Source organism: Sphingomonas sp. dw_22 (assembly GCF_018449795.1).
Taxonomy (GTDB): domain Bacteria; phylum Pseudomonadota; class Alphaproteobacteria; order Sphingomonadales; family Sphingomonadaceae; genus Sphingomonas.
Map to the genome: position 1 here is coordinate 22,005 of NZ_JAAVVE010000020.1, position 15,893 is coordinate 37,897.

The 15,893-nt window shown below is 65.2% G+C and carries 13 protein-coding genes and 1 pseudogene; 1 reads left to right on the forward strand and 13 read right to left on the reverse strand.

What is annotated here, in order from left to right; all coding sequences use genetic code 11:
* Positions 1–83 precede the first annotated feature (83 nt).
* From HB724_RS10860 to HB724_RS10885, 7 genes and pseudogenes are all read right to left on the reverse strand, one after another.
* Positions 84–734, reverse strand: a complete 651-nt coding sequence (locus HB724_RS10860; RefSeq protein WP_213980953.1) for a TetR/AcrR family transcriptional regulator — start codon at positions 732–734, stop codon at positions 84–86.
* A 249-nt stretch (positions 735–983) separates the two neighbouring features.
* On the reverse strand, positions 984–2,795 hold the full coding sequence (locus HB724_RS10865; protein ID WP_213980954.1) for a methyl-accepting chemotaxis protein: 1,812 nt from the start codon (positions 2,793–2,795) through the stop codon (positions 984–986).
* Positions 2,796–2,821: 26 nt separating this feature from the next.
* A complete protein-coding gene (locus HB724_RS10870; protein ID WP_213980955.1) occupies positions 2,822–3,334 on the reverse strand; it encodes a chemotaxis protein CheW in 513 nt (170 codons plus the stop codon).
* A 3-nt stretch (positions 3,335–3,337) separates the two neighbouring features.
* A pseudogene (locus HB724_RS10875) lies at positions 3,338–4,477 on the reverse strand (chemotaxis protein CheA); the annotation flags it as partial.
* A gap of 368 nt (positions 4,478–4,845) precedes the next feature.
* The gene (locus tag HB724_RS10880) at positions 4,846–5,481 is read right to left on the reverse strand and encodes an isochorismatase family protein (RefSeq protein WP_213980956.1); all 636 of its coding nucleotides are present in this window, start codon (positions 5,479–5,481) and stop codon (positions 4,846–4,848) included.
* Between the two features lie 131 nt (positions 5,482–5,612).
* Positions 5,613–5,867 carry a pirin-like C-terminal cupin domain-containing protein gene (locus HB724_RS20490; RefSeq protein ID WP_256731455.1) on the reverse strand — a complete coding sequence of 85 codons (255 nt, stop codon included), beginning with the start codon at positions 5,865–5,867 and terminating at the stop codon, positions 5,613–5,615.
* Positions 5,809–6,474: a pirin family protein gene (locus HB724_RS10885; protein ID WP_256731456.1), complete on the reverse strand. Its 666-nt coding sequence runs from the start codon at positions 6,472–6,474 to the stop codon at positions 5,809–5,811. Before HB724_RS10885 ends, HB724_RS20490 begins: the two co-directional genes overlap by 59 nt.
* Before the next feature lie 120 nt (positions 6,475–6,594).
* Between HB724_RS10885 and HB724_RS10890 the strand changes: the two genes are divergently transcribed.
* Complete coding sequence (locus HB724_RS10890) at positions 6,595–7,527, forward strand: LysR substrate-binding domain-containing protein (protein WP_213980957.1); 933 nt, start codon at positions 6,595–6,597, stop codon at positions 7,525–7,527.
* Between the two features lie 3 nt (positions 7,528–7,530).
* On the opposite strand, the gene HB724_RS10895 is transcribed toward HB724_RS10890, so the two are convergent.
* The 6 genes from HB724_RS10895 to HB724_RS10920 all read right to left on the reverse strand — a co-directional run bounded on the left by HB724_RS10895 (position 7,531) and on the right by HB724_RS10920 (position 15,840).
* Positions 7,531–8,868 carry a serine/threonine protein phosphatase gene (locus HB724_RS10895; RefSeq protein WP_213980958.1) on the reverse strand — a complete coding sequence of 446 codons (1,338 nt, stop codon included), beginning with the start codon at positions 8,866–8,868 and terminating at the stop codon, positions 7,531–7,533.
* Between the two features lie 34 nt (positions 8,869–8,902).
* Entirely contained in the window at positions 8,903–9,286 is a 384-nt protein-coding gene (locus HB724_RS10900; protein ID WP_213980959.1) for a cytochrome c, read from the reverse strand.
* 2 nt (positions 9,287–9,288) lie between these two features.
* Positions 9,289–10,734 carry an alkaline phosphatase family protein gene (locus tag HB724_RS10905; RefSeq protein ID WP_213980960.1) on the reverse strand — a complete coding sequence of 482 codons (1,446 nt, stop codon included), beginning with the start codon at positions 10,732–10,734 and terminating at the stop codon, positions 9,289–9,291.
* Positions 10,735–10,771: 37 nt separating this feature from the next.
* Positions 10,772–14,101 (reverse strand): TonB-dependent receptor, encoded by a 3,330-nt coding sequence (locus tag HB724_RS10910; protein ID WP_213980961.1) that lies wholly within the window; start codon positions 14,099–14,101, stop codon positions 10,772–10,774.
* Between the two features lie 110 nt (positions 14,102–14,211).
* Positions 14,212–15,183 (reverse strand): DUF4880 domain-containing protein, encoded by a 972-nt coding sequence (locus HB724_RS10915; RefSeq protein ID WP_213980962.1) that lies wholly within the window; start codon positions 15,181–15,183, stop codon positions 14,212–14,214.
* A 78-nt stretch (positions 15,184–15,261) separates the two neighbouring features.
* Positions 15,262–15,840, reverse strand: coding sequence for an RNA polymerase sigma factor (locus HB724_RS10920; RefSeq protein ID WP_213980963.1), 579 nt, complete (start codon positions 15,838–15,840; stop codon positions 15,262–15,264).
* Positions 15,841–15,893 lie beyond the last annotated feature (53 nt).

Here is a 15,893-nt window from a genome sequence, read left to right on the forward strand (position 1 = left end):
CGAAAGAAAATGGTCCCGCCCCCAACGCGATCAAGGCATCGGCCCAGCCTTCGGGGCGATGCGCTGAATGACACCGGTCATCATCAATACGGTGATGGTTCCTGCGCCGCGTGGAATTGCATGAACCGCGCGACGCCCCGTTCGACGCGCATCGCGATCTCGTCCTCCGACATGGGATCGCGTGCCCGGAGATTGATCTCCAGGCCGGGGATGCCGAGCCAGGAGCCGAGGAGATCGCCCGCCGCCTCGGCGGGATTGTCCACGACGAGGATCTTTTCCGCGGCGCCCGCGGCGATGAGCGCGATCAGATAGGCATGCTCCCTGGCCGGCCCCTTCTCGAAGAAACGGCGGGCAAGATCGGGATGTCGCGGCAGCAGCGAGACGATAAGATGCCCCCATCCCCTTAGCTGATCGTTGACGAACCCGACATAGCGCACCCCGAAAGCCACAAGCGCCTCGGTAAACTCCATTGCCGCATATGTGCTTTCCTGCTGCTGCGATATCGATTGCTCGGCCTCGCGTTGCAGCACGGCTTCCATGAGATCGTCCTTGTCCAGGAATTGCCGATACAGGAGGGGTTTGGAGATCCTCGCGCGCGTCGCGATCACCTCGATCGGGACGTCGGGTCCGATTTCCAGGAACAGCTCCCGCGCGACGGCGACGATGGCCTCCCGTGTGACTTTGCTCTTCGGGCGACCCCGCCGCCGCCTCGTAACGGCCGTATCGGTATTCATCCTGCTCACCTGGTGACGGTGGGGGCCGGGGTGCCCCGAGGGGCACCGCGTGCGGAAATCCGCGTTTCAAGCGCAAATCGACCTGGGGATACCCTCACCGCGCCTATCGGTGAGGCCAAGCAGATATTCCGGCCCCTTCGGAATGTGGAATGCTTCCTGACGTTCGAGGGTCTTAAGGACGCGGGCTACGGACACGGCGACGGTCCTTGCCCCGGACGGAAGGGAACGGACCGGATCCGTCCGGCGCCATCATGCCGTTTGTGCTCTGAAATCAGCATCTTTCGAGTCGGGACCGCCAGTTACGAGCTCAAGCTCATAGCCTTTGGCACGGGCCTGCTGGTGCACAATCGAATTGATGCGCGGCTTGGCTGCGGCAGGCTGTTTTTGCCCCAGTCCATGAACGGGCGACTGCCTGGAACGCGCGGCGGATTGCGCATGCTGGGCACGTCCATCGGCCGAATGGACCCGGAAATAGGCGATGCTGGTCTGGAGCTCCTCGGCCTGGGCGGCGAGCTCTTCCGACGTGGCCGAGATCTGCTCGGAGGCGCCGGCATTCTGCTGCGTCACCTGGTCGAGCTGCTGGATCGCCTCGTTGATCTGGGCGGCGCCGACATCCTGCTCGCGGCAGGCCGCGCTGATCTCGGAGACCAGTTCGGCCGTCCGGCGGATGTCCGGCACCAGCCGGGTCAGCATCTCGCCCGCCTCGGTCGCGGCCTTGACGGTGTCGGACGACACCTCGCCGATTTCCGCGGCCGCGGTCTGGCTGCGCTCGGCGAGCTTGCGCACTTCCGACGCCACCACCGCGAAGCCGCGGCCATGTTCGCCGGCCCGAGCAGCTTCCACCGCTGCATTCAGCGCCAGCAAGTCTGTCTGGCGAGCGATCTCCTGGACGATCGAGATTTTCTCGGCGATCGTGCGCATCGCGCCCACCGCGCGATCGACCGCCACGCCGCTTGCTTCCGCGTCCTTGGACGACTGGCGGGCGATCTTCTCGGTCTGCGCCGCGTTATCGGCGTTCTGCTTGATGTTGGACGCCATCTCTTCCATCGACGCGGAGGCTTCCTGCGCAGCGGCGGCCTGTTCGGTGGCGCCTTGCGACACCTGTTCCGAGCTCGACGACAATTCCTGGCTGCCCGTCGAGACATTCTCCGCCGCGACGTTCGCGTCGCCCACCACGCCGCGCAGGCGCTCGACCATCCGCACCAGCGCCAGGCCCAGCTTGTCCTTGTCGGAGAGCGGTTTGTGATCGACGGTCAGGTCGCCATCGGCGATCTTGTCGGCAAGGGTGGCGCTGACGCGAAGATTACCGGTCATACTGTTCACCGTGTCGACCAGATCCTTGATCTCGTCGTTCGACGTGACCTTCACCTCCTGGTCGAGGTCGCCGATCGCCACGGCATTGATCGCCACCGAGATGCGGCGCAGGCCGCCCGAGACGATCCGGGAAATCCACACCGCGCTGGCGATCGCGATCACCAGGGCGATGCCCGCCGCGATGAACAACAGGCCGCGCGCATTGGTATAGAGCGCCTCGGTCTCGTCGTCGGCTTCCTTCATCATCGTCTGCTGCGCATCGACCAGTTGCTCGACGGTCTTGGTGAGGACCGACGCCTTCTCGCGGGATTCGCCCATGCTGAGCGCCGCGGCGGCCGCCTTGTCTGTGGCACTCAGCGCCCGGACGCGCTCGTTCACCGGCTGGAAGTCGTTCCAATGGTCGCGGAGCTGCTTCCATATCGGCCTGGTCCGCTCGGAAGCGCCGGCATTGGCCTGCTCGACCGCCTCGTTGACGCGCCCGCGCCAGGTCGTGATCGAGCTTTCGAATTCGCGCCGCATCTCCGGGTCGCTGGTCATCACCAGGTTCTTCTCGGCACGGATCATCATGCTGACGCCCCCGTCGATGGCACGGGCACGATCGAGCTGCGCGGCCGGGCCGTTGATGACCTGGCCGATCGCGTCGTTGAGCGTGGCAAGGCGGGCGATGCCCAGCACGGTGACGGTGGACATGATGATGAGGAGCAGGGCGAATGTCACCCCGAGTTTGAGCTTGATCGTGGCACGCATGGCAGGCTTCCTTGATCTTGATGGGTTCAGTGAATGGATGACGGTGCAACGGCGGGATCGCCGTCGCCGGTAAGCGCGTGGAAGATTGCGGGGAGGTCGGGCAGGACGATCACGCCGTCCTGCCTGCGGACCAGTTCGCGGACATAGTCGCGGCGCCAGCGCATGCCGACCGCCGGGGGCTCCTCGCTCGCGTCGCGGGCGAGAATGGTCACTTCGTGCACCTTGTCGGTGCGGATGCCGAGCTGCAGCGTCTCGCCGTCGATCTCGGTCTCGATCACGACGATGCGGCTGTCGACGGTCGGCGCGCCCTGGGGCATGCCGAAGGCGAGGCGCAGGTCGGCGATCGGAATGATCTTGCCGCGGAAATTGACGACGCTGCCGACCAGTGGCCTCGCCCCCGGCACCGCCGTTTCAGGCAGCAGGTCGAGGATCTCGCGAACCGATATGGCTTCCAGCGCGAACGTCTCTTCCTGCAGGTTGAACGTCAGCACTTCGAGCTGGCCGTTCGCATCCCATTGGGTGTGGGCGGCTTCATGCATGGCTTATCCCTCCTGGTTCTGGCCGAGGGTGACGAGCTGTGCGACGTCGAGGATCAGCGCGACCTCGCCATCCCCCAGGATCGTCGCGCCGGCAAAGGTCGCCACGTCGTGATGAAGCGACGACATCGACTTGATGACCGTCTGGTGGCTGCCGACGATCTGATCGACCACCAGCCCCACCCGCTCGGCGCCGGTCGCGATCACCACGATCTTCTGATAGGTGTCGGGCTCGGTGCCGGTGACGAACAATTCGCGCAGGCGCAGGAACGGCACCAGCCGGTCGCGCAGCGTGATGAAGCTGCGGCCCCGCGAGCGCAGATCCTCTTCGAGGCTCAGCTCGATGCATTCCTCGACCGCCGCTAGCGGGATCACGTAGCGGCCGTTGCCGATGCGGACGAGCAGCCCGTCGATGATCGCGAGCGTCAGCGGAATGCGCAGCGTGACGGTGGAGCCTTCGCCAGGCGTGCTTTCGATATCGATCGAGCCGCGCAGGCTCTCGATGACGCGCTTGACCCCATCCATGCCGACACCATGCGCCGCCGTGGAGAAGCCGGAATGGAAGATCAGGTGCAGCAGTTCCTGGTCGCTCAGAATCTGGCCGGGCTGGATCAGCCCCTGGGCCTCGGCCTTGGCGCGGACCCGATCGCGATCGATGCCGCGGCCGTCGTCGCAGATCGTTATCATCACCTCGCCGCCCGCCTGGTGGGCGGAGAGCTTGACCTGCCCCGCGGCAGGCTTGCCGGCGGCGATACGTTCCCCGGGCGTCTCCAGCCCATGGCTGCAGGCATTGTCGATCAGATGGACGATCGGATCGGCGAGCCGTTCCATCACGGTCTTGTCGATCTCGGTCGCCTCGCCTTCGGTGACGAGCTCGATCGTTTTGCCGGCGTCGTGCGCCAGATCATGGACGAGGCGGCGGAAGCGGCCGAACAGGCTGGCGACCGGCACCATGCGCAGCACCATCATCGTGTCGCGCAGCTCGCTGGCCAGCCGTTCGATCTCCTCGGAGACCGAGTGCAGCGCGAGCCTGCTCACCGCGAGATCGCCATTGGCGACCTGGGACACGCGGCTCTGGATGATCGTGAGCTCGCCCACCCGATCCATCAGCGCATCGAGCTGCTCCGCCGGCACGCGGACATGCTCGTCCCCATGCCGGGCCTCGGCATAGGACACCAAGCCGGAAGCAAGCGCATTCGCGCCGGCATTAGCGATCCCCTCGGCTGAATCTCTAGTTATCATCGCCACTCCAATCGCCCCATCCAAACAATGGCGGCACAGCCATTGTAGGTTGGAAGATCGAGCTACGATCAAATCCGGAGTATATTTGGCATACTTTTTATGTATTCGGCAATTTTATTGAAGAATAGTTATTAATGTACTTTAGAGTTACAAAATTGATCGAACGAAAATAGCTTAGACCAGCAAAGTATGCGGCATGTGGAAGCAACGCGCGAGCGGCAGCAATGCCGCCCGAAGAGGCTTGGGGGACGTCCTCTTCGGGCGGCGGGGGCTCAGCGGGTGCCTTCCTTCAGGCCCAGCAGCTGCCACTCCCAGCGGAGCCCCTGTCCGAATCCGCCGCCCAGCTCGGCGAACAGATTGGCGACGTCGTCGGCCGTCTCCGTCCGGCCCCAGTCGCGCTGGAGCTCGCTGACATAGGAGGCGACGGTGAGCGGGCGCGCGCCCATCTGCATCATGCGCTGCACGGCGCGCTCATGCCCCTCGACGCTGCCGCCGCCCGAAGCATCGGTGACGATATAGACCTCATGCCCGGCCGCGATCGCCGAGAGCACCGGCATGGTCAGGCAGACTTCGGTCCAGAGGCCCGCCATCACCAGCTTCTTCTTGCCGCTAGCCTTGACCCAGTCGCGGACGCGTTCGTCGTCCCAGCTATTCAGGCCGCTGCGGTCGATCGGAACCTGCTCGGGATGCACGGCCTGGATCTCCTGGATCAGTTCCTGCCGTTCGGCGAAGGCGGTGGTGAACAGCGTCGGCACGCCGAAGATCCTGGCGCCCTTGGCCAGCATCACCGTGTTGTTCACGATCGTGTCGTTGGCGTGCGAGCGCACGGCCAGCAATTGCAGATATTGATGGTCGATCAGCAGGAGCGCGTGATTGTCGCTCGTCAGCAGGGTGTCGTCGGTGGGCATGATGCATTCCTTTCGGGCGCTCGCTGGGTTTCCGCGCGGACCAGCGTCCGGCGGCTGGAGACGGAGCGAGCGCACGCCGTCCCGATGGCGATGGAAGGGTGCCCCGGTCCCTTGCCGGACCGGGGCGGGGATCAGGCCGCGATCGTCGCGAAGCGGCCGTTGTTGAAGTCGTCGATCGCCTGGCGGATCTCGGCCTGGCTGTTCATCACGAACGGGCCATGGCCGGCGATCGGCTCGTCGATCGGCTCGCCGGTGAGGACGAGCAGGGTCGCCTCGCCGAAGCTCTGGAGCGTCACCTCGCTGCCCGCGCGATCGAGCAGCAGCATCTCAGCATCGCGGAGCGGCTCGCCCTCCACCGTGACATGCCCATCCAGCACGACCAGCATGGCGGTATGCCCCTCGGGCAGGTCCAACGTCAGCGCGCCGGTTCAGCCGCACGTCCCACACGTTGATCGGGGTGAAGGTGCGCGCCGGTCCCCTGGTGCCCAGATAGTCGCCGGCGATGATCCGCGCCCTGCCCGCGCCGCCCGGCAGATCGACCACCGGCACATCGGCGGAGAGGATGCCCTGATAGCCGGCGGGCGCCATCTTGTCCCTGGCGGGCAGATTGACCCAGAGCTGCACCATCCGGAACGGCCCGCCCGCTTCGGCATAGGCCGGAGAATGATATTCCTCATGGATGATCCCGCCCGCGGCGGTCATCCACTGGACGTCGCCGGGTCCGATCACGCCGCCATTGCCGGCGGAATCGCGATGCTCGACTTCGCCGTCATAGACGATGGTCACCGTCTCGAAACCGCGATGGGGATGTTGGCCGACGCCGCGCCGCTCGGTCGTCGGCGCGAACTGGTGCGGCCCCGCATAGTCAAGCAGCAGGAACGGGCTGATATGCGCGCCGAGGTCATGATAGGAAAACAGCGAGCGGACCGGGAAACCGTCACCCACCCAATGGCCGCGATCGTTGCCGTAGCGGCCGAGTATCTTCTTGCGCATCGAACTTCTCCGTGGCGGCCGGCGAATGGCTTGCCGGTTGCCGTTGATGCAGAGATAAGCGCAGGACGTTAGCGGCGAAAGATTGCGACACTCGACGCAGCGTCCTATCCACAGGACGATATGCAGGATCTCAACGACCTCTTCTATTTCGTCCAGGTGGTCGATCATGGCGGTTTCGCGCCTGCCGGCCGAGCGCTGGGCATCCAGAAATCGAAGCTCAGCCGCCGCATCCTGCTGCTGGAGGAAAGGCTGGGCGTGCGCCTGCTCAATCGCTCCTCGCGCCGCTTCTCGATCACCGAGATCGGCCGCGAATATTATGATCGCTGCGCCGCGATGCTGGTCGAGGCCGAAGCCGCCGAACAGGTGATCGCCCAGGTGCGCGCCGAACCGCGCGGCGTCATCCGGATCAGCTGCCCCACTGCCCTGCTCTCCTTTCAGTTCGGCGCGCTCGTCGCCCGGTTCATGGCCGAGCATCCGGCGATCGAGGTGCATCTGGAGGGCACCAACCGGCGCGTCGACGTCATCGCCGAAGGGTTCGATATCGCGATCCGCGTGCGCTTTCCGCCGCTGGCGCCGAGCGATCTGGTGATGCGCCAGTTGGACGAGAGCACACAATGCCTGGTCGCCAGTCCCGCGCTCGTACCGCAGGCGCCCTTGTCTCCCGCCGATCTCGCCGGCCTGCCCAGCCTCGATCTTGGGCCGCCGCAGCGCGAGCATGTCTGGCACCTGCGCCATGAGGACGGCCGGACGGCGGCGGTGCGCCACGCCCCTCGCCTGGTCACCGACGACATGCCGGCATTGCGCGATGCCGCCTATGCCGGTGTCGGCATCGTCCAGCTCCCGATGATGATGATCTGGGAGGATCTCGCCGCCGGCAGGCTGGTCGAAGTGCTGCCGGGCTGGCATCCGCCCGCAGGCATCGTCCATGCGACATTCGCCTCGCGGCGCGGGCTGTTGCCCTCGGTGCGGGCGCTGCTGGATTTCCTCGTCCGCGAATGCGCCGCGCAACGGCTGCAGGCGGATAAGTCGCTCGGGCGCGACGATCTCGCCTGAGCGTTACCGGTTGCCGCCCCCAGCCCGCGCGCCGAACCGCGAGCGGAAATCGCCCAGGTCGATCGTGAAATCGTCGCGGCGCAGATAATCGGCGTCGGTGAGCTTCGACATGCCGTCATGCCCTTTGTACCAGGCGGCATAGTCCTTCATCTCGGTGCTGAATTTCCCATAATGCGTCGAATAGGTGCGGACGCGCACATCGGGCTTGTCCCCATCCAGGTGGAACGTCATCAGCCGCAGCCAGCCGTCGCCGAGCGTGGCGCCAGCATCCTTCCTGCCGAGATCCTTCGCCACCTGCCAGCGACCCTGATAGTCGGCCATGATCTGGTGGACCGCATGCCCATATAGATTGGGCTCGGCGCGGTAGCCCTGCCCGCCGATATGGCCGCTCAGCACCATGAAGATCTGGTCGTGCCGGCTGATGAACTTGTCCCACAGCATCTGGGGATTGTTGTCGCGTGGATCGAGGATGCTGTTGTCCGGGTTGGAATTGTCGTCATGCTCGCCGGCACGGTCCAGATAGTCATGGGTCGTGACGATCGTCGGCACCCCGGGGAAGCGATAGAGGACGCGCTCGGCCCAGGCCAGGGACTCGTCCGGCGCCTGATATTGCAGGCCGATATGGAGGAACTTGCACGAGCCGGCGGTGAAGACCTGGGCACTGTCGGCGCCACCGTCATGGGACGCGACATACCAGGCCTGCCCCTTGAAGAATTCCGATTGATCGGAAAAGGCCGACTGGAAACCTGCAACCCCGCCGAGATGACGGATGCCGGTCTTCAATCGCCCCCGCTGTTCCGGCTGCGCAGGATGTTCGGGATCGGTCCACAGCGCATCGAAATCATGATTGCCCGGCACCACCGAGAAGGGCAGCTTACCGGAGAGAAGCCGGAAGCCCTTGATGGCGGTCGGGATCTCGAAGGAACGGGTCTCCTTCCTGGGAGATTCGGCGACTTCGGAACTCTGCGAGTTGGGCATGCCCTTGAAGCCGCGTTCGGCGTGCCCCGGATCCATCCAGAGCGAATAATGCTGCCAGACATCGCCGAGATGCGTCGCGAACACGATATCACCGCCGGCGCCCTTCGCGTGATCGGCGATGTACCGCATCTGCTCGAAGAACATCTCGGCGCCGTCGACCGGATAGCCGGTCGCCTTCTGGTGCTGATAGTCCACGTAATTCTGCGTGTCGGGTATGACGGCGATCGTGAATTCGCCGCATCCCCGCTGCTGCCGCGGCGCGGCGGCGGCAACGGGCCCCGGCAGCGGCGAGGCTCCCGGCAGGAAGACCGCGACGGCCATCGAAGCGCACGCCGCGCGAAAACGGAAACCGCGATTCGTCATCTGTACCTCATCGGAGCGTGGGATCGGGAAGCCGTCACGGCCTGGCGCGGGCCGCCGACGGTGCGAAGGCCACGCCGTTGGCATCGAGTATCGCCGCGACGATATCGGCCGCCTGCTCCGCCGAGAGCGATCCCGGATCGTCCTGCGGCATCGAGAGCTTGATCTTGGAGAACAGTTCGGCCGGCTTGCCGCGCCACTCCTTGTCGAAGCGGACGCCGATAAGCGGCGGGGAATCGTCGATGCCTTCCATGTCGGGGCCATGGCAGGCAGCGCACCGCGCAGCGTAGAGCGCCCTGCCCTGCGCCGCCCCGGCGCGCGCATGGCCGCCGGATACGCCGCTCCGCGCGGCGCTTTCGCATGCGGGCGTGGAGACTATCCACGCCGCGCACGGAACCAGGAACCAGGCGGCACGCACCACGCCTATTCCACGCGCTTGCGCTTGCCGGGCTCCTGGACGGGCACCTGCTGCTCGGCGCCGGGAATGGGCGGCGCGGGCAGGTTCGCGGCGGCATAGTTCGCGCGGCGCAGCACCTCTTCCGTACCGGGCAGGACCGGCGGCTTGCCGGCTGGATCGCCGAAACGGAACGCCGCGGTCAGGTCGCCGAAGGCCTTGCGGCGCCAGTCGGTGATATTGGGCTCGCGAACGCCGGTGAAGCGCTCCAGGAATTGCAGGACCGACGTGTGGTCGAACGGCTGGCTGCACACCCAGCCGCCCGCCGTCCAGGGCGAGACGATGATGCACGGCACGCGAAAGCCGCCGCCGATCGGCAGGCCGCCCACGAATTCGCTCGCCGTACCCGCGGGCGGCACCGGCGGTGCCACGTGATCGAACAGCCCGTCATTCTCGTCATAGTTGAGGATGAAGACGGTCTTGGCCCACACGTCCGGATTGACGGCGAGCTCGTTGAGCCTGCGGGCGATGAAATCGGCGCCGGCGGCGGGCATGTTGTCGGGGTGCTCGTTCGCCTCGGCGCTGGGGAATATCCACGAGACGGGCGGCAGGCGATCGTGGAGCACGTCGTTCGCGAACCGCTCCTCGTCCGAGTCGGGCAGCCCCTTCACGGCGAGCGGCGAGCCGGCGGGCGCATCCGCGAAATGCGGGAAATATTTGAACATGTTATGGGCACGCTTGCCCAGTTCGCCATATTGATAGACGCGCCAGTCGATGCCGGCCGCTTCCAGCCGCTCGGCATAGGTCGTCCAGCGAAACCCTTCCGGCGGCTTCTTGTTGCTGGTGACCGGGCCGCCAGCCTGCCCGTCCGGGTCGATGGTGCCGGTCAGGTAATAGAGCCGGTTGGGCCAGGTCGGCCCCATCACCGAGCAGTGATAGGCGTCGCAGATCGTGAACGCCTCGGCCAGCGCATAGTGGAACGGAATGTCCTCGCGCTTGAAATAGCCCATCGTATAGGGGCCGTGCGCGCCATCCACCGCGCGGTGCGCCGGCAGCCACTGGTCCATCCTGCCGCCGTTCCAGGCCTGGTGCTGGACCTTCCAGGCATGGCTGGTCGAAGGCAGCTTCTGCGCATTGGTCGAAGCGGTGTCGAGGTGGAACGGCAGCATATGGCCGTTCGGGTTCTCCGCATCGGGCTGGTGGAACACGCTCTTGCCGCTGGACAAAGTGAGCGCGTGCGGGTCGCCGAAGCCGCGCACTCCGGACAGCGTGCCGAAATAATGGTCGAACGAGCGGTTCTCCTGCATCAGCAGGACGACGTGCTTGATGTCCTTGAGCGAACCCCGGCGGCTCGGCGTCTGCGCCATCAGCTTCTGCACATTGGGCGGCAGCAGCGCGGTAGCGGCCGCCAGCGAGGCGAGTTGCGCCGCGCCGGTGAACAAGCGGCGGCGCGTGAACGGAGGCGTATTCGACATGCGTAGGTTTCCTTTGCCCGGAGGTTGATGGGCGCGCCTAGAAGCGCGCGCGGATGCCGAATGTCCCGTTCCGCCCGTTATGGACGTAGATCGCGGTGTGATCGGCCAGCGTGCCGGTCTTCGCCAGGCTTCCCGGCACGATCACGTTGACGGACTTGTTGAGCAGGTTCGAGATCGAGAAGAACGTCTCCACCGAGTTCCTGCGATGGCGATAGAAACGATAACTGCCGGACAGGCTCATATCCAGGCGATCGTCGAACCAGGAGGGGGTGGTGCTGCGATATTTGTCGCCGGTCCAGACGCTGTTCAGGTACAGCTTCACCGGCCCGCCGCTCCACGACAAGGAGAAGGTTGCGATCTTGTCGGCAACGCGCACGACCGGAATATCGGGGTGATTGTACATGAACGAGCCGCGGATCGACAGCTTGTCGAACGGCTTGGGCAGATAGTTCATCGAATGGTTGAACTCCACCTCGACGCCCTTGATGTTGACCGCGTTGCCGGGAACCGTGGTGGTGGTGATGAAGGTATAATCGGCATAGTCGGTGCCGGTGTAGCCGACGTCCTGCGCGGTGAGTTCCTGCTGCTGGAACAGGCCCTTGACCCGGTTCATGTAGACTCCGACCGCCACGATGCCGACCGGCTCGAAATAGCGCGCCAGCCGCGCCGAGAAATTGTCCGATATCGCGGGCTTGAGGCCGGGATTCGGCTGGGAAACCGTCTGGTTGACCTCATCGACCACCGTGACGCCGGACAGCACGTCGGGCTCCGGCCGCAGGATGGTCCGGCTATAGCCGAGCTGTAGCTGGGTCTGATGGTCGAACTCGTATTTCAGCGAGGCGCTGGGGAAGAAGAACGAATAATCGGCCTCGCGCGCGCCCATCGGGTTCGTCAGATACTGATATTGCAGGCCCTCGATCGTCGTCGCCCGGCCCGTGCTGGCCGAAACCGCATAACCGGCCGACTCCACCGCCCCGGCCGACAGCGGATCGAAGCCGAGCGTCGTCGTCCCGGTATGCTCCCAGCGCACGCCCGCCCGGACCTTCAGCTTCCGGGTCAGCTCGGCGGTGCCCATCAGATAGACGGCCTTGGTATTCTCTTCGTAATGCGACTTGTTGGCGACGTTGGCGGCATACCAGTTCGCCGCGGTCAGCGTGTGCTGCCACTCGCCCGGATTCTGCCTGTACATCTGGTAGAGCTTGGCCAGGCTCGGCGTATACAGATAGTCGGAGCCGGAGAGCGTGCTGATGCTGCCGCTGCTGTCCCCATAGGAAAGCTGGCTGCTGCTCTGGACCGCGCGCAGGAACTCGGCATTCGTCATCGGGCCGGTATATGCATAGAGATTGTTACCGGACGTATCGTCGAACTTGTAGATCGCGTCGGCGATCTTGAAGCCGGTCTTGAACTCGACCGGCACCCCACCGAACACCGAGTCATAGGTCAGGTTCATCGCCCCGGCCTTCAGATAGGTTTCGGCCGTGCTCCCGTTCGTGGTGCGGATGGTCGGCGTGCCGGCCAGGGTATAGGAATCGGGGTTGCTCCAGTCCTTGCCGCTGGTCTGGGTGATGTCCCAATCCGCGTCCTTCAGGCTCCCGGCGCGCTGCGCCGAGAAATTGCCGACCGACGACAGGGCACTCGTCATGGTGACGACCTCGCCCCGTTGCGGCGTATCATAATAGCTGGTCGCGTCCGAATAGACGAAATAGCCGTCCAGCTTGACGTTCTTGTGGTTCCACTCGAAGCTGGGCGCGACGAAATTGCCGTTATTGACCTTGAATTGGGTCGAGCTCGTCGTCGCAAGCGTCTTGGCCGTCGCCGATTGCTGCGTGGTGAAGTCATAGTACGGATCGCCGGCCACGCCGGCCGAGCGGATGCCGGTCGTGTAGGTGGGCGTGATGTCGCTCTGATAGACGCTGCCCCGCGAGGCCATGCCCATCACCGAAAGCACCAGATTGTCGGTGGCCTTGAAGTCCAGGCTGAGCGTCGCGGAAAGGCGCTGGGTCTCGCGGCCTTCCGCTTCCGGCGCGATCGCGGTGATCCCTAGCGGATCGGGACTCTTGGCCGTGGGCACATAGTTGCGGCTGAGCGTGATCTGCTCGCGCTCGATATAGGTATCGGTCTTGCCGATGCTCGCCATCACGCCGAGGCGATGATCGAAGAAGCTGTTGGCGTAGCTGATCTGGCCGTTGGGCAGGAACCGCTTGCGGCCCCAGCCGCCGTCCTGGGGACCGGTGCCGGTCTTGCCGTCCCACATATCCTCGTGCGTGGCGCCGCTGAGCTGCACCGTCAGCAGGCCCCGCTTGCGGTCGAAGGCGCGCTTGGTGCGGATATTGATCGTGCCGGCCGGCGCGTTGGCATCGACGTCGGCGCTGGTGGTCTTGGATATCTCGATCGAATCGATGCCCGCGAGCGACATCGCCTCGAAGCTGAAGACGCGCGCCGAGCCTGCGCCGGTATTGGCGTCGGCGGAGACCAGGTTCATGCCGTTGAGCGTGACCGTCGTATAATCCTGCGGCAGGCCGCGCAGATAGACGTTGATCGCGGTGCCGTTGGTGCCGTCCGTATCCACGCCGGGCATGTATTTCAGGAATTCGGCGGGGTTGCCGTCGCCGATGTCGCCGTAGGAATCGGCGGAGAGAACCTCGGTGATGTCCATCGAGCGGCGCTGCTGCATGATCGCCTGGGCGTCGCCCTCGCGCACGCCGCCGACGACGACGATCTCGCTGTCCTTCGCCCGGTTGTCCCGCCCGGCCTCGTAGAGGCTGAAATCGAGCTTCGCGATTCTGTCGGGACGGATCTGGACGTCGGCCGTCTCATCGGCATAGCCGGTGAACCGGACCGTCACCCTGGCCGGGCCGGCCGGAAGGTCGCGCAGGCGATATTCGCCGCTGTCGCCCGAGGTGGTCGTGGTGCGATCGCCATCCGCAGCCACCACCTCGACGATGGCGTCGCGCAGATATTCGCCGGTCGCGGGATTGACGACCTGGCCGGAGACCGTCCCTTTCCCGCCCTGCTCCGCCTGCGAAGCGGCCGATGCATTCTGCACGACCATGATCGAGCCGTTGCTCGATTCGATCACCTTGAGATGGATGGGCTCGACCAGCCGCCGCGCGGCCTCGACTGCCGTCATGCGCCCTTTCAGGCCCGAAGCCCGATGCTTCGCCACCACTTCCGCAGGGAAGGCGATCCGGACATTGGCCTGCTGCGCCAACTGGTTCAGCGCGCTGCCGAGATTTTGCGGAGGAATGCTGAAATCGACGAGATTCTGGGTAGGAGACGCGACGGCCGCGGCACTCGCCGGCAGCGCCGATGTCGTGCTGGCAGCCAATATGGTCGCGCCGAGAAGGGCGTGGCGAAGCGAAGACAAAATGATTTCCCCCGGACGATTGGACTCTGGATGACGGCAGCGATCGCCGCTCATGGGTCCGGATGCGCGAGGCGGTGGAAACCGCTACAGGGGAGGAAATAATTCCGGCGCTAGGTACGGCTGAGGCGCACGCGGTCCGCTTCCTCATGCACGCGCACGCCATAGATGACCGAAAGCGCCTTGAGGAAATCGGAGGGGTCGGAGTTCGAGAAGCGCCCGCCCAGCCGTATCCGGCTGATCGATTCGTCGGCTATCACCAGCGGGCGGGACAGATAGCGGTTATACTCCGCGACCGCGTAGTCGAGCTGCTCGCCGTTGAATTGCACCTCGCCCCTTTTCCAGGCTTCGGTGGCCACCGCCTGGGTCTCCGACATGCTGGACAGCACCGGCCGGGCATCCTTGCCGAGCAGGGTCCGCTGCATCGTGGCGACGCGCGTCACGCCCGAGGCGGATATCGAGCGGACATTCGCCTCGCCATGCAGCACGGCGACCTCGACTCCATTCTCGCGCAGCCGCGTATCTATGCGGCCCGCCGCCGGCTCGATCCGCACGTCCTGGCAGACGATGCTGCACGGTGCGCTCCCCGGCTCGCGCTCGAGAAGAAGCTCCCCCTTCAGCAGTTGGATCTGGAAGCCCGCATCGCGCGTGCGCCAGCGAATATGGCTATCCGTATTCAGGTCGAGCGAGATACCCCTGCCAATCACGATCCGCCGGCTCTCGCCTATAGCGGTCTGCGCGTCCTGCGCGGCAGCCGCCACGGACCAGCCGATACCGACCGCGCCCAGCGCGAGCGCCCCTGCCCCGCCTGCCTTCAGGAAACGCCGGCGATCGAGCGGACGGACATCGTTCGGCGACTCCTCCGGCGCATCCGGGAAAACCGGCTTCTCCGCCAGGCCGGTCTCGCGCAGCAGGTCCAGTCCCTGGCCGAGCTGGGTCGCCCGGATAAAGGCAAGCGCATGCGCAGGATCGGCCGCACGCCAGCGCTCGAACGCGGCCCGATCGGCCGTGCCGCAATCGATGGCGGCCAGCCAGGCGGCAGCTTCGCCGTCGATATTTTCCTGATCCCGCACAGCCTCGTCCATGACACCTTAGTCGCTACAACACACCAAGATGCCTGGCACTAGCAAAACCGCTACTGCGCTCGTCCGGGCATTCCCGCTTCAGCGGGATGCAAGCCTTTCGTCTTCATTGCCATTGCCCGGCGCGGCTGCCGGATCATGTATATACAGCGCGCGCCGCATGTTCATGAGCTGCTGCATGCCGCGCGCCAGATGCGTCTCGACCGTCGAGAGGCTGATATCCAGGCGCCGCGCGATCTCGCGGGGCGGCAGATCCTCGAACTTGCGCATGCGGATGACGCGCCGGCAGGCCGGTGCGAGCCGCTCGACATCCGCCAGGAGTCCGGCCAGTGCCTCGCGGTTCGCCACGATATCGAAGACGCCCGGGCGCTCGTCGCGCACTTCGAGGAGATCCTGCGCCGGTATGTCGGCAATCGAAACGATCTGCGACCGGCGTATCCGCTGCAGGACGAGGTTGCGGATCGTCGTCACCGTGTACGATCGCGGATCGTGGATCGCCCGCCAGTCCTCATATTGCAGCAGCTTGAGATAGGCTTCCTGGACCATGTCCGTCGCTTCGTCCGCGTTCCGGGTCCAGCGCCGCGCCAGGCGGACATAGTGACGCTCGTGCGGCAGCACCTGCTCGGAAAACCAGATATCGATTGGACGAAGCCAACTCACGAGCGCCCCCCCTGAACGAGGGGCTCGCTATCGAGTAGATTTGCACCTTTTAT